The organism is Vibrio sp. TMPB1044, assembly GCF_030442075.1.
Taxonomy (GTDB): Bacteria; Pseudomonadota; Gammaproteobacteria; order Enterobacterales; family Vibrionaceae; genus Vibrio; species Vibrio satsumensis.
Window position 1 is genome coordinate 107909 of record NZ_JAUJED010000023.1, and the last position, 14356, is coordinate 122264.

Here is a 14356-nt window from a genome sequence, read left to right on the forward strand (position 1 = left end):
TAGGCATTCCTCGTTATGGATCAGTTGACTGCAAAGCTTAAAAAGCTCGAAAAACAAAACTACCGTGCATATCAACAAATTAAAGGTCAATACGACTTTGCTGATTTTGAATTACACATCGACCACATCCAAGGTGACCCATATGCGTCAGCTTCTCGTTTTCGTGCAACGCGCGCGTGGTCGTTAACTGGGTTAGATTGGCTGAAAGAAAAGTCTTACGAATACCAAGTAGCAGCACGTGATTTTATCGCGCGTAGCTTCTCTGAGTTCGCAAAACAAGAATCGACCGTGTCTATCGCACTGACAGGTCAAACGGTATTAGACAACACAGCCGTTGTTTTCACAGAACACGGCATCGAAATCCGTTTCCGTATCAATCTACCTGCCGATGGCCGAAGCATTCTTGCTAAGAAAGCGAACAACATTATTACGTTTTACTTACCGAAGTTTATTCGTCGCGCGACGCTTGAGCGTGAATTGAACATCGACGCAATGATTAAACATTGTGAAACGATCGAAGACCAAGAAGCGCTGCGTGCTCAACTAGATGAAAACAACCTAGCGGCATTTGTTGCAAACGGCAGCGTGCTACCACGTATCGCGGGTAACTGTGACCTACCAATGAAAGATGCAGTGCCTTTCGTTGCTCCAGAATCATTGAGCGTTACTTTAAACACACCAAACCAAGGTGATGTGACAGGCCTAGGAATTCCAAAAGGTATCACGCTGATTGTTGGTGGTGGCTTCCATGGTAAATCTACGCTGTTGAACGCGGTTGAACGTTCTATCTATAACCATATTCCCGGTGACGGTCGTGAAGGCATCGTGACTGCGATTGATACGATGAAGATCCGCGCTGAAGATGGTCGATGTGTGCACAACTTGAATCTATCGAACTATATCAATCATTTACCAATGCAAAAAGACACCTCTAATTTCAGCACACAAGATGCGTCTGGCTCTACGTCTCAAGCTGCTTGGTTGCAAGAATCGATTGAAGCCGGTGTTCAAACTCTACTTATCGATGAAGATACGTCAGCGACTAACTTCATGATTCGTGATGAACGTATGCAAGCGCTAGTGTCAAAAGGCGACGAACCAATTACCCCACTTGTTGACCGTATTGGCCAGTTACGTGAAGAGATGGATATCTCTACCATTGTTGTAATGGGCGGTTCTGGTGATTACCTAGATGTAGCGAACACTGTGATTCAAATGCACGACTACCAAGCGGTAGATGTGACTGAAAAAGCAAAAGACGTTATTGCTCAGCACCCTACTCAGCGTACTAACGAGTGTGAGACGGCTTTAGAAACGTTTGTGCCGCGTTCATTGAACCGTGCTTCACTCATGAACATTCTGACTGACGGTAAGTTCCGTGTTAACGCGAAGGGCAAAGAGTCACTGCGTTTTGGTAAAGAGTTTGCAGACCTTTCTGCCCTTGAGCAATTAGAGTCGCCGTCTGAAGTGAACGCGATCGGTTGGGCTTGGTTCCAATTCGCACAAACTCCAGGTTGGTCAAACAACCCTGCGAAAGAGTTCAAAGCTATTTTAGAAAACGAATGGCACGCTAACATGCCTAACTACGGTGACCTAGCGAAACCAAGAACATTAGATGTGATGGCCGCTCTGAACCGAATGCGTAAATCTCAGTTCAAGCCTTCGAACTGATTTCGTTAAATAATAGATTTATTGCGCTTCTAGGCTTTTGAAGTTCTAAGTTTCTAATTTACTAAAGCTTCTAAGTCACTAGCTACTAAGTAAGCAAATTAACTGTCTACGGCCCTCATTCTGAGGGCCGTAATTTATCTGACCTCTATTTATCTAACCTCTAGTACTCTCAAAACTCTTCAATTCTAGAAATTCACAAAACCAATCTTTACATCAATTACTTATCAACTTTTCTAATGAGAAAATTAAAGGCGTTGCTTACCGCCATCTAATGCCTTAGATCTCCTAAATCATGACACAGCTTTTACAAAACCCTAGTGATATTCAGATAAAGTCCCGACTCGACAGGTGTAACCAAATGTAACAAAACTTTGAGGCTTCAATGAATCATAAACGCGTTAAGATGCGTGACCATAAAAAAGAAGTAAACCTATTCAAAAATCGTGTAATCGTCGCGTTTTGTGGGATCTTGCTCTTCACTCTTGTCTTAGTTGGTAACCTGTATCGACTCCAAGTCGAAAACTTTAAAAGTTATCAAACTCGTGCCGATGGCAACAGAATCAAAGTACTCCCTATCGCCCCTACTCGAGGGCTGATTTACGACCGTAACGGCGTCTTGCTTGCGGAGAACAAGCTTGTCTTTGATCTGACGATGATTCCAGAGCAAACCGACAATGTCGATGAAATGCTCGCCAAGCTAGACAAATACGTCCCGCGTGATGCCGAGCAGATCGCTCGATTCAAAAAACGTTATCACAACACTCGCCGTTTCAAATCAGTGACGATATTAGAGAATCTAACGGAAGAAGAGATTGCAAAGTTCTCTGTGCATCAATACCAATTCCCCGGCCTATCTATTGATACCAGCTTAAAGCGCTTTTATCCGAATGGTGAAGTCCTTACTCATGTATTAGGCTATGTAGCACACATCAATGATAACGACCTCAGAAAGCTCGAAGAACAAGGTATAGACGCAAATTACCAAGCTACAACAATCATCGGGAAGCTTGGAGTTGAACGTTACTATGAAGATATTCTACATGGGACTAAAGGCTATCAAGAAGTCGAAGTAAATAGTCGTGGACGAGTTGTCCGAACTATTGAGTACGTGCCGCCAGTAGCTGGCAAAGATATCGTGCTAAATATAGACCTTGAGCTACAAAAATACGTCTTTGAACAACTTAATCACCGAACTGGAAGCGCAGTTATTCTCGACCCTAAAGACAATAGTGTGTTGGCGATGGCATCAAGCCCAAGTTATGACCCGAACCTATTTGTGGATGGCATTTCGAGTAAGAACTACCAACGTCTATTAAATGATCCTGCTCATCCGTTGGTAAACCGCACGACCTTAGGTGTTTATCCTCCTGCATCAACTATTAAACCATTTATGGCAGTGGCAGGACTGCAAGAACATGTCATATCTGAGGATACCATTCGTAATGACCATGGGGTTTGGAGAATTCCGGGGTCAAAACGAAACTCTAAATCATGGCGAGATTGGAAGCGCTGGGGTCATGGCCCTGTCGATGTCACCCAAGCCATCGAAGAGTCCGTTGATTCATTCTTTTATCAAACCGCGTTTGATTTGGGTATCGACCGCATTTCAAGCTGGATGAATCGCTTTGGCTTTGGTGAACCTACGGGTATCGATATCTATGAAGAAAGTACCGCCAACATGCCGACTCGAGAGTGGAAGATGATGCGTTATCGTACCCCGTGGTATCAAGGCGACACTGTCCCGATTGGTATTGGTCAAGGTTATTGGACATCCACGCCAATGCAACTTGCGAAAGCGACCTCGGTACTGGTTAACCATGGAAAGGTAATGCCACCGCATATATTAAGAGCCACCTTAGAACACGGTGAAGATTTTAGTACACAGCAACTTGTTGAACCTGAGTCGATGCCTTCGATTACGGAAGTACCCGATAGAATTTGGGATGTACCACTCAACGCAATGCGACTCGTAAACCATGGCAGTCGTGGTAGTGGTAGACGTGCATTTAAGGGAAGCAACTACACGAGTGGTGGGAAATCAGGTACAGCACAAGTGTTTGATCTTGCCAAAGATCAGGTCTACAACTCGAAGAAACTCGCTAGGCATTTACTTGACCACGCCCTTTATACGGCTTTTGCACCTTATGAACACCCAGAATATGTCGCGACTGTGGTTATTGAACATGGTAACGGCGGTTCAAAAGTCGGCGCACCTTATATTCGTAAAGTACTCGACTATGCATTTGAGCATAAAAGTGGTGAGAGTAAAGATCACTCGTAGCACCAACAAATAAAGTAGTTACAACGCCTAACGTAATTACAGCACTTAGCGAGCCCCGCTTGTATCACTCACAATGTGGGGCTTTCTATTTTAGGTGTCCAACCAACTAGGCAGCTAAAAGTTACGTTCGATTACGAGCTTCGTAATACATGCCATGCTTCACAGAGTGTCTGAAATTTTGCGGTGTTACCTTGCTCTCTGTCTGGATGCCATTTCAACGCCAGTTGTCGCCAACGCTTTCTAATCTCGTGGTGGGTCGCATCCAGCGGTAATTCAAACAGGTTCAATGCTCGGCTTCGATCCATATCGAGTTCATCACCACCAACAAACTTTCTGTATCGAGTCCAAAACTCGTTCAACAGCCTTTTGACTTCGCCCTCATCCGCTTCATAGTTAACCCAATTAATATAGTAGTCTCGAAGTGGGTCTTGATGATCTATGCTATGGCTGCTTCCGTGATAACGACCGTTCATCAATTCAATGTCCATCGCTTGGACTTGGAGCCAACCATCAGGGTGTAAAGTTTCTTGAAGCTGATATAGCGCATTCATGATGAGGAAGTTCTTTTTAAACAACTCTTTCTCAGGTATCGGGTCTAACACTGGCACAAACCCAAGGTCGTTCAAATGAGCCGCCAATGTATGTACTTTCCATCCGCTTGGCTTTTGCTTAAGCACTTCCATTATCGGCCAAAGCAACGGGTTTTCCATATGGCAATGAAAGTTTGCTCTCACATCTTGATGATTCGACATAGTTGACTCAGTTAACATTTCTGAATTAATGGATTGTTCGACTAGTAGATACTATACGTAACCTATTTCACACCCGTAACGTATCTCCTTTAATTGAAAGCGATTTTCTTCGGTTTGTCGAGCTTAAGGACAAACAACTTTCTAACGTTTGGCTTAAAGACACCTTTCATCGTCAAAAACTGAGTACCATTTAGTTGAACACAATCGTTAGCAATAAAGCCGCTCCTCTTTGGTGCAGATACAAAAAAGGTCAGCAATTTAGCTGACCTTTCACATCTATCCTAGTTTTAGGGACGAAGCATTTAACTCATTAGATAACGCCAAGCTCTCTCAAGCGTTCCATTAGGTATTCATTTGCTGTGTATTTTTCAGATAGCACAACTTCTGGTTTAGGGTGAAGGAATAGAGGCAAAGAGATGCGAGATTTCTCTTGGCGTTCACCTGATGGGTTAATTACACGGTGAGTTGTCGATGGGAAATAACCACCTGATGCTTCTTGAAGCATGTCACCGATGTTGATGATCATGTTACCGAAATCACATGGTACATCTAACCACTCGTCATTTTTAGCTTTAACTTGAAGGCCCGGCTCGTTTGCAGCAGGAAGTACAGTCAGTAAGTTGATGTCTTCGTGTGCCGCAGCGCGGATTGCACCTGGCTCTTCATCACCTTGCATTGGTGGGTAGTGAAGAACACGAAGCAGAGTCTGCTCACTGCCGTTGATCATTTCTGATAACGCAATAGAGAATTTCTCTTGTACTTCTTTAGGAGCATGAGCTTCAACCCAACCTAACAGCTCTTGAGCAAAAGCGTTCGCACGTTGGTAGTAATCTAGAATCTGTTCTTTTAGCTGCTCAGGGATTTGGCCCCAAGGGTATACGTGAAAGTACTCTTTGATGTCTTTTACAGTGTGGCCCTTAGCAACTTCAGACACTGAAGGTGGAAAATATCCATCTTGTGTTTCAACATTAAAGTGGAAGTTTTCTTTATCTTCAGAGATGAAGAATTGGTACCAATTTTCGTAAATTGACTCAACAAGCTCTTTCGGGATTGGATGGTTCTTAAGAACACCAAACCCAGTTTCACGTAGAGAGCGAACAAATTGTTCTGCTGCGTCGTCAGCAAGGTAATCGACAGTTTCCAGTTTCATGACTTTCTTTCTTGTTATGTAGTAATAAAGCAATTTTAAGGATCGCTTTGTTGTAAATCAAACTTTTGTGAAACTCTAGCAACCGTTTGTCTAGATACTGGGCGATAACGCTACTTTTCAACAAATCTGGTGATTAAAGCCCAATTGAACGCTGTTCATTATTATGTAACACTATTCAAAACTTCGACGAGAGATCTTGATATGACAATCACGCCACTTGCTCAAAATCGACCATTACTGTCATTGACGACGCTGTATTTAATTGTGTTTCTATTTTCAGCGTTTGCTCCCTCTTCAAGAGCGGTATGGATTGCCGAAATTGTCCCAGCGCTTGCGATATTGGTGGGGATTTGGTGGTTATCAACAAAGCTCACCTTCACTAAGACAGCCTATGTTTTGATGTTTATCTGGCTGATTTTACACACGATAGGCGCGAAGTATACCTTCGCCGAAGTACCATTTGATTGGTTCAATAACGTGATAGGTTCTGAACGCAATAACTTTGACCGTGTCGCCCATTTCTCTATTGGCCTTTATGCTTACCCACTCGCTGAGTACTTAATTCGCAAGAAGTTGGCTCAACCCATGATTGCGTGTTTCTTCGCACTGTTTGCAATCATGAGTGTTGCAGCTGGTTACGAGATTATTGAGTGGTGGTATGCAGAGATTGCCGGTGGTGACGAAGGTATCGCGTTCCTAGGGTCACAAGGCGATATTTGGGATGCACAGAAAGATATGCTGTGTGACACCACGGGCGCAATTGTCTCGTTATTACTTCTTAACCTTCAAGGTCGTGTCAGAGCTTACTAAGCTCAATCCTTTATTCTGAGTATCAAAAGCAACGTTGAAATGCCACACACAAACTGTGCTGTGGCATTTTTAGTTTCAACATTGTTTGCTCGTTTTAATATGACTGCTTGTTTCATCGTGACGGGTTATTTCATCGTTACCTTGCCACCAACAAATTTGTAGGCTGGCGTACCTCGAACCAAGGTATCTCGCGCGAACTCAATACCACACTCAGGGCATACGCATGGCTCTGTCGTGAAGTCTTCAACTATACGTTCCTTAAAGCACTTTACGAGCGCACCTTTGCCACCTTTTCGATACTTGAAAAGTTGTGTCTTACATTTAGCGCAGAATATCTGAACTGTTTTGGTCGGTTGTTTCTTGTTAGGTTTAGCCATAGCCGTTAGTGATTGTACTTATTATTTCTTAAGTTTAGGAGCGACAAGAACCAAGCTTATCCCAAGTAAAATGACAGTCGATGAGATAACAAATTGCATGGTGACAGGTTCGGATAGCAACAAAACGCCGCCAAGTGTCGCGATAACTGGAACAGAAAGCTGGGCAATCGATGCGAGGACGGTATTCAGCTTTTTCACCACGTAATACCACAAGCTATAACCAATACCAGAAGCCACTGAGCCCGACAATACTGCGTAAATCAAACCTTGCTTAGTGATGGATATTTGCGATGCCACGCTTGGAATCACCGCTAACAGGCTTAATAACACAAAGAGCGCTAACGAGCTAAATCCAAAATTGGCAGTCGTAGATTGCAACACGTTTGTGGATTTCTTACCCGCCAATGTGTAAATGCCCCACCCAATTCCAGCCAGAGCCATCAATATGATGGAGGTTATATCTGGCGAACTTGTCGATTCCGTCGGCATGAGTAAGTAAATGAGCCCAGAAACTGACAACAAACAACCACACCACTCTAACAATGACATTCTGTTACCAGCTAGCAGGTGTGCGGCAATCATCGTGAATTGAACCGCGACAAACAGGACCAAAGCACCAAGCCCTGCCCCTAGCGTTAAATAGGCAAACGAGAAACCGAACATGTAAACGAGTAACGCTACTATGGCGGTTAAATCAAACTGAGAGCGAACCTTGGTATACATTGATGTGTCATTGATTGCTTTATCTTGTTTGCGTTTAGCGTTTGAAGATAAACTTAATAAAATCAATAGGGTGAGCGCTCCCGACAAGATACGTACGATCGAAAAACTCAAAGGATCAATCGTTTGATCCATCAATGCCCAACGACACAATACAGAATTGGCAGCAAATGCCACCAGCGTAATAAATGTGATAATCACGGTTTGCATTACGTTATCCTAATCGAGTTATCTCTGGTTTCAGTCAACGTCAGGTTTAACCCAAACTTGGCTAAAGTCGAACCACCCCAATGCATTACACTTTGCGTTTTGCAACGTACCACACTGGTCCTTGTTTACGCCTAGCCAACAATGGAACATCGGAATCAATTGGTTGCTTTGTACCAGTTGCTTACCGAGTTGCCTTGCTGGGAACTGTTCAAACTCACCAGAGCGCCAACGATCAATCATATGACACCATTGATCAAAATCGTCTGCGGGGCTCGATTCATCGAGGAAACTATAATCCATAAGCCAGCATGCCAGTGCATCGTCTCTGTTATTAGCGATACCCATTGGGTTAATCCAAATATCAACATCATCGGCATGTGGAGGATCCGTTTCGTAACCGTAAAGAGCAACGTCGATATTGTATTGTTTCAACATAGTGACAATGGCCTTGGCAATTATAGGGAACATTGAGTGCTGGCATTGGTATGCCAATTTTATGGTAGGCTTCGAATCTGCTGGTGGACAAACTGGTGTCTTTAACTTTATGTCATACCAACCCGGTTTTATTCCATATGCGTGCAACATGCCTAAATCGATCAAGGTTTCTTTCGGAATATGCATAAACAGATCTGCGGCATTCAAAGCGTTAGACAAAAATTCTGCCCATGCAGGGTTTTGCGCGATGCCCTTCTTTCTATTCAACAGTAAATACGTACAGCCAGGGTCAAGTTCTACCTCGTCACTTTCACTACGGTCTGCCATTACTGGTTTAGACAAGCTTGGGTAAACCATTGAGGAATATGCCTCATCGACCACCCATACCTCTACACGATCAATCAACGGCCTGAAACCGAAATAACCGTTGAATGCGTTCAACACGAGTTGCTTTTCGTCATTCTTTTCAATGCGGTAAGGTCCCGTACCAATCGGTCGAATATCGTAGTCTTCACCACGTAAAGTCATTGGTAAGGTAACTTTAGCGACCGATTCCGTTAGCGCGAGCGGAAAGTACTTGTCTGGGCGTGTGAGAAAGACATCAACTACACAATTTGCAGGTGAAGAGACATCTTTGATATGTGAAAACATGTTGAGAGGTTCGAGCGCAAGAAGCGTATCTACAACATGATTGGTTAACAAAGGCTCCCCGTTATGGAAACGAACACCCGGTCTCAAGAAAAATCGCCATTGATAGTCACTGATTTTTTGCCACGAATGAGCAAGGTCGGGCTGTAACTGATCATTCTCATCCAAACGCGTTAAGCCACTGAATACCTGGCAAACGATATGTTGTTCAGAGCGTCGCATCGATTTGGTAGGGTTAAGCATTGAAAGCGGTCGGTAATAAGGCAAACGAATAACTTGTTCGCCTTCTTGATACTGTACGCCCAAGTAGTTTTGAATAACTTGGGTGAGTTTGGCTGCATTGTGATCAAGCACTGACAGTGCCTGTCCAATTTTGCCTTCTTGTAAATAGCGTCTTGCTAAGTTCTCGCTGACATCACAGCGATTTTGCTTAAAGATGAGTTGAGATAACTTCCCTCTACCAGCTGCAGGTAACCATTCTACCCACCCTTCTTCTTCAAGCTTGTTGAGTACCATTCGGGCATTACGACGGGTACAACAGAGCACATCCGTGATGTCGTCGAGCTGAACATCAGAATCTTTACCATCGAAGTATTCAAACAGGGTTTCAAATTGAACGCGAAGTCTTGGGCTGCTCATAAAGAGGAAAACTTATTCAAAGGACATTGAATTCAGTTTCCCTATTTTATGGCGTAAAATCAATATTACTGACACGATTTTATTGTGAATTATTGAGTATGACATCCTAAGATGTTATTCAATCTGAAGGGTTAAGTTCTTTTGCAGTAAAGGGTTATATGACATCACAGCCAATTTCATTTGCAATATCACGAAGCTGTTGTTCGTCGTCTAATTTTATCGACCATTTACACTCTGATCCGTTGGCTGAAATGACATTTGCCCCTTTTCCGATAAGTTGAATTGCATCAACTTGAGCTTGTAGCGTGACTCTATGCTCACCATCTAAACGAACAACCAGCTCATGTGCGGTTGCGATGACTTTTCCACTTTTAAACGTTATGACCATGGGCTTCTCGGGTTACTTCTTTAAATACTGATTGCTTCTTCTAAAGACAAAAACAACTGACGACTCTCTGGCTATTATCGCTTGTGTTTCTTTACAGCAATGGTTAAGCGGCTGGTACAAACTAAGCGTTGACGTTCATCAGTGATATTGATCTGCCATACTTGTGTCGATACACCAAGGTGAATAGGTTCAGCAGTACCGATGACGTTGCCTTCGCGCATTGATCTTACGTGGTTCGCATTGATATCGAGACCAACGCAATAATAGCCTTCTGGTACGCAGAAGTTTGCAGCCAATGAGCCAAGCGTTTCTGCTAGCACAACCGACGCACCGCCATGAAGCATACCCAGTGGTTGGTGCGTAAAATGACAAACCGGCATGGTTGCCACCAAAGAATTGTCATTTACTTCGGTATAAACAATGTTGAGGTGTTCAATTAAGGTATTTTTTGAGGTCGCGTTGAAGGTATCTAAGTCAACGGGCTTTTTCCAAATACTCATGTGGGTTCCTTAATTATTGATCTTGTTATCGCGTACATAGCTTTTTCTATATTACTGGCTGTTAGTTATCTTACAGCCCTTAGTTATTACGCAAGTTGATGTTAACATGCATAAAAACCGAATACACAGAGGATATTGTATGACGTCATGGATGAAGTTTGCCTCGCTTCTCACACTTGCAGGCCTAACTGCATGTAGCGCTTCTCCGACAGGCAGAAACCAATTGCTGCTTTTTTCAGATAAAGACATGTCTCAGCTTGGAGCGCAATCTTTTGAACAAATGAAAAAAGAACAACCCATCAGCAAAGATGCCAAAACAAACGCTTATGTACAGTGCGTGGCGAACAGCATCACTCAATATATTCCTAAACAAGGTTTTAGTGAATGGGAAGTTGTTGTGTTTGATAGTGACCAAGTGAACGCATTCGCCCTACCTGGCGGGAAAATCGGTGTGTACACAGGGTTACTCAAGGTCGCAGTTAATCAAGACCAACTCGCGACGGTTATCGGTCACGAAGTGGCACACGTTTTAGCGGACCACAGTAATGAACGCTTATCTCAGTCTCAAATCGCTAATACTGGTTTGTCTATTACCAGTGTTGCCTTGGGAGCATCAGAGTACAAACAATACCAAGGTATGACGATGGCGGCGTTAGGTTTAGGGGTTCAATATGGTGTTATTCTACCGTATGGCCGAACTCAAGAGTCTGAAGCCGATGTTGTTGGTCTAAAGTATATGGCTCAAGCAGGGTTCGATCCTAATCAAAGTGTCGACTTGTGGCAGAATATGGCGAAAGCATCAGGTGGTAACCAACCGCCAGAATTGCTGTCTACGCACCCTTCCCACAGTACGCGTATCAAAGATCTGCAGGCGACGATAAAAACGTTACCTAAATCAGGCTCTCCAAGACCAAATTGCAAAGCGTAGTCTAAGTTAGAATCGCTTAGCTAGTGTAAATACGAAAATGCCCTATCCATATTGGTTAGGGCATTTTTAGTTTCTTGCTAACTATCAGTTCAAGTGAACTATGTTGCTAAATAAATCCAACAACAGAAACTCATTGGTTAAGTACCAAGAATTTGTAATGGTAGGCTTAATAGCTGATCACCAGTCGATGCAAAATACCAGATAACACCGATCAAACTACTGACTAAACCCACATACCAAACGAATGACACGACTTGACCGTATTTGTCTAACGGTAACAAATGACTGTGATGACGCCCTTTCCATTCGAATAGTATTTCAACACTGCCCATGATCAATAAGAAACCAAACAGGGTTAAATTCAATTGATAACTCAATACCACGCCAGCAACGGCAGCCGCGACACAGAGTACGATCCCAAGCACACTGTTCATCGAAAAACTGATACTTTTAAGAACATGTCCACCATCAAGAGGCAAAATCGGCAGCAAATTAAATAGGTTTAACAAAGCGTTGAACACGGCTAGACCAGCAAAGAACATCTCACCAGTTACCCAGTACAATACAGTAAATATCAACGACAATATCAAACCAAACAGTGGCCCCATGATTGAGATAACCACATCTTGCCAGCGCGTATTAATCTTTTCGTCGGATAACGCCAAACCACCAAGGAATGGTATCAAATAAATGCCTTTGGTCTTCATGCCGAAGTATTTCATTGCTCTGATATGACCGTATTCATGGAACATAAGACAAGCGATCAAGGCAAGCGCGAACTGAATTGAAAATAGCCATGAGTAAGCCGCTAAACTCGCGGAGGCAAGTACCACCTTGATTAACTTGGCACTCTTAAGGGCTTTCATTCCCAGCGAAACTAACCCGATTAAGCTAAAACGCTTCTCTGGTTTTGGTGCGACAACCGGGGTTTGTTGCTCGATATCTTTGGTGTTTCGATTGCCTTCGGTAACAGTTTGGCCATTCACCGACGTTTTATACGTCATCTCAAACGGTTGCCACTGAACGGTTGACTCAACGTGACACTGCAACGTTTCTTCGCCAGCACGTAGTGTAAATTCGTGTGTTCGTGCGTCTTCTTGGTCTGTGGTCGCATCTAATTGAGATACCAGAGTGTTATCCCAATACAACTGTTGCCACCCTGCCATTGAACCTTCTAAACGAAGCGGTTTACCAAGAAACTCTATCGCGAGTAATTCCAAACTTAAATTCCAATTTAATGACTTCTAACGAGTGTCGATATTATGCCGATTTAGCGATCGGTGGTAAACATAAACAAAGTTGTTACATATCGAGCAATTGAACACTATTTGTACCAATAGTTAACATAAACATTCTGGTCACACCTCCAACCACAAATAAATCATTGATTATAGTTATATTATTAGTGTTAAAGTGCCGCCCCTTAAAAATATAACCTCACAAAATAACAACTATTTCTTTGACTTTATATAAAATATGAATTTAACATGCTGTTTACATTAGAGCTTCAACACCAACAATGCTCAGTGTGTTTTCAAACGATAATAATGAAATTCGATGCCCTAGGAGGGTCAAGGATGAAAACAATACAACGCTCTCTCGTTTCTCTTTCTGTGCTATTTGCATGCAATTCACTTGCGGCTGGTTTCCAAGTTGCTGAGCATTCTGCCTCAGGTCTTGGTCGCTCGTTCTCAGGTGAAGGTGCAGTAGCTGACAACGCGAGTGTACTAGCGAGAAACCCCGCCGCAATGACCCTATTTGATACAGCCCAATTTTCAGGCGCGGTTTCTATCGTTGATCCAGAGGTGGATATTACTCAAAACAATGTTCCAGGTTCTGGTGGACAAAGCCAAGTATCGAAAGATGTTGCACCTTTGCAAGTGGTTCCGGCTGCTTACTACATCAGCCCAATCAATGACAAATGGGCTTGGGGCATCGGTATGTTTTCTAACTACGGCGTTGCTACCGATTACCCAGATGATATTTATGCTGGTGATCTTGCCGGTGATACTTCACTTGTGTCAGTGAATCTGAACCCGAATGTGGCGTATCGAATTAATGACCAATTCAGTGTTGGTGCTGGTGCAAACCTTGTTTACGCAGAGGCAGAACTTAATCGTCACCAGGGTTCTATATCGAACATCACTGGCGATCCTGCTTCTACAAAACTGATTAGCATGACAGGCGAAACCTTTGCATTTGGTTGGAACGTAGGCGCGTTATATGAACTGAATAAAAACAATCGATTCTCTATCGCATATCGTTCAGAAGTGGACCTAGATTTTGATGATGGCGACTTCAGCGATTACACGGGTAGCATCGTACAAGGCAGTGCAACGACCACAACCGGTCGTCTAAAAATTACATTACCTTCGATCATTGAGGTTTCAGCTTTCCATCAACTCACCGATCAATGGGCTATCCATTACGGCTGGCAACAAACGGGTTGGAGTAGCTTTAAAGAGCTTAAAGCGACGAGTTCAGATTGCGCAAATGGCGAGTGTTTTAAAAAGACCGAAGACTACGACGACAATAACCGTTACTCACTGGGTGCAACTTACCAGTTAAACCAAGAATGGACCTTAAGAGCGGGTCTAGCTTATGACGAGCAAGCTGGTGAAGCGACATTGAGTATTCCAGATAGCGACCGTTTCTGGTACAGCGCAGGTTTGACTTACCAATACAGCCCTAACCTTTCAATCGATGCTGGTTTCGCTCTTGTTCAAAGTAAAGAAGGTGATTTCACTGAAACCAATGAACTTGGTCAGGAACTTGAATTCTCTGGTGATGCAGTCGCTTACCTATCTGCAATTCAAATGAACTACACCTTCAACTAAACGGAATTAA

The 14356-nt window shown here is 43.3% G+C and carries 13 protein-coding genes; 5 read left to right on the plus strand and 8 right to left on the minus strand.

Annotation, left to right across the window (positions count from 1 at the left end):
- The first annotated feature begins 15 nt into the window (after nt 1–15).
- Nucleotides 16–1671 carry an ABC-ATPase domain-containing protein gene (locus QQ041_RS16495; RefSeq protein WP_285954501.1) on the plus strand — a complete coding sequence of 552 codons (1656 nt, stop codon included), beginning with the start codon at nt 16–18 and terminating at the stop codon, nt 1669–1671.
- A gap of 382 nt (nt 1672–2053) precedes the next feature.
- Nucleotides 2054–3952, plus strand: coding sequence for a penicillin-binding protein 2 (gene mrdA, locus QQ041_RS16500; protein ID WP_285954502.1), 1899 nt, complete (start codon nt 2054–2056; stop codon nt 3950–3952).
- A gap of 131 nt (nt 3953–4083) precedes the next feature.
- Here mrdA and QQ041_RS16505 read toward each other — a convergent pair whose 3' ends face one another.
- Nucleotides 4084–4704, minus strand: coding sequence for a DNA-J related domain-containing protein (locus tag QQ041_RS16505; RefSeq protein ID WP_146491597.1), 621 nt, complete (start codon nt 4702–4704; stop codon nt 4084–4086).
- A gap of 310 nt (nt 4705–5014) precedes the next feature.
- Entirely contained in the window at nt 5015–5854 is an 840-nt protein-coding gene (locus QQ041_RS16510) for an isopenicillin N synthase family oxygenase (RefSeq protein ID WP_146491598.1), read from the minus strand.
- Between the two features lie 201 nt (nt 5855–6055).
- Between QQ041_RS16510 and QQ041_RS16515 the strand changes: the two genes are divergently transcribed.
- Nucleotides 6056–6664, plus strand: a complete 609-nt coding sequence (locus QQ041_RS16515) for a DUF2238 domain-containing protein (protein WP_285954503.1) — start codon at nt 6056–6058, stop codon at nt 6662–6664.
- A gap of 125 nt (nt 6665–6789) precedes the next feature.
- Here the strand turns inward: QQ041_RS16515 and QQ041_RS16520 are convergent, their stop codons facing one another.
- From QQ041_RS16520 to QQ041_RS16540, 5 genes are all read right to left on the minus strand, one after another.
- Nucleotides 6790–7041 carry a hypothetical protein gene (locus tag QQ041_RS16520; protein WP_017067298.1) on the minus strand — a complete coding sequence of 84 codons (252 nt, stop codon included), beginning with the start codon at nt 7039–7041 and terminating at the stop codon, nt 6790–6792.
- A gap of 21 nt (nt 7042–7062) precedes the next feature.
- A complete protein-coding gene (locus QQ041_RS16525) occupies nt 7063–7971 on the minus strand; it encodes a DMT family transporter (protein WP_285954504.1) in 909 nt (302 codons plus the stop codon).
- 30 nt (nt 7972–8001) lie between these two features.
- Complete coding sequence (locus QQ041_RS16530) at nt 8002–9693, minus strand: SgrR family transcriptional regulator (protein ID WP_285954505.1); 1692 nt, start codon at nt 9691–9693, stop codon at nt 8002–8004.
- A gap of 154 nt (nt 9694–9847) precedes the next feature.
- A complete protein-coding gene (locus QQ041_RS16535; RefSeq protein ID WP_146491602.1) occupies nt 9848–10081 on the minus strand; it encodes a DUF3389 domain-containing protein in 234 nt (77 codons plus the stop codon).
- A gap of 74 nt (nt 10082–10155) precedes the next feature.
- Nucleotides 10156–10581 carry a hotdog fold thioesterase gene (locus QQ041_RS16540; protein WP_048660192.1) on the minus strand — a complete coding sequence of 142 codons (426 nt, stop codon included), beginning with the start codon at nt 10579–10581 and terminating at the stop codon, nt 10156–10158.
- A gap of 139 nt (nt 10582–10720) precedes the next feature.
- Here QQ041_RS16540 and QQ041_RS16545 point away from each other — a divergent pair, with 139 nt between their 5' ends.
- Nucleotides 10721–11509 carry a M48 family metallopeptidase gene (locus QQ041_RS16545; RefSeq protein ID WP_285954506.1) on the plus strand — a complete coding sequence of 263 codons (789 nt, stop codon included), beginning with the start codon at nt 10721–10723 and terminating at the stop codon, nt 11507–11509.
- 137 nt (nt 11510–11646) lie between these two features.
- Here QQ041_RS16545 and QQ041_RS16550 read toward each other — a convergent pair whose 3' ends face one another.
- Nucleotides 11647–12729, minus strand: coding sequence for a site-2 protease family protein (locus QQ041_RS16550; RefSeq protein WP_057622219.1), 1083 nt, complete (start codon nt 12727–12729; stop codon nt 11647–11649).
- Between the two features lie 357 nt (nt 12730–13086).
- Between QQ041_RS16550 and QQ041_RS16555 the strand changes: the two genes are divergently transcribed.
- Complete coding sequence (locus tag QQ041_RS16555; RefSeq protein WP_057622220.1) at nt 13087–14346, plus strand: outer membrane protein transport protein; 1260 nt, start codon at nt 13087–13089, stop codon at nt 14344–14346.
- Nucleotides 14347–14356: the final 10 nt, after the last annotated feature.

Bases quoted from the DNA above. Each gene is read 5' to 3' on its own strand.
- QQ041_RS16525 (WP_285954504.1), bottom strand. From the start codon at position 7,971: ATGCAAACCGTGATTATCACATTTATTACGCTGGTGGCATTTGCTGCC.
- QQ041_RS16540 (WP_048660192.1), bottom strand. From the start codon at position 10,581: ATGAGTATTTGGAAAAAGCCCGTTGACTTAGATACCTTCAACGCGACC.
- QQ041_RS16520 (WP_017067298.1), bottom strand. From the start codon at position 7,041: ATGGCTAAACCTAACAAGAAACAACCGACCAAAACAGTTCAGATATTC.
- mrdA (WP_285954502.1), top strand. From the start codon at position 2,054: ATGAATCATAAACGCGTTAAGATGCGTGACCATAAAAAAGAAGTAAAC.
- QQ041_RS16555 (WP_057622220.1), top strand. From the start codon at position 13,087: ATGAAAACAATACAACGCTCTCTCGTTTCTCTTTCTGTGCTATTTGCA.
- QQ041_RS16510 (WP_146491598.1), bottom strand. From the start codon at position 5,854: ATGAAACTGGAAACTGTCGATTACCTTGCTGACGACGCAGCAGAACAA.
- QQ041_RS16530 (WP_285954505.1), bottom strand. From the start codon at position 9,693: ATGAGCAGCCCAAGACTTCGCGTTCAATTTGAAACCCTGTTTGAATAC.
- QQ041_RS16535 (WP_146491602.1), bottom strand. From the start codon at position 10,081: ATGGTCATAACGTTTAAAAGTGGAAAAGTCATCGCAACCGCACATGAG.
- QQ041_RS16495 (WP_285954501.1), top strand. From the start codon at position 16: ATGGATCAGTTGACTGCAAAGCTTAAAAAGCTCGAAAAACAAAACTAC.
- QQ041_RS16515 (WP_285954503.1), top strand. From the start codon at position 6,056: ATGACAATCACGCCACTTGCTCAAAATCGACCATTACTGTCATTGACG.
- QQ041_RS16545 (WP_285954506.1), top strand. From the start codon at position 10,721: ATGACGTCATGGATGAAGTTTGCCTCGCTTCTCACACTTGCAGGCCTA.
- QQ041_RS16505 (WP_146491597.1), bottom strand. From the start codon at position 4,704: ATGTCGAATCATCAAGATGTGAGAGCAAACTTTCATTGCCATATGGAA.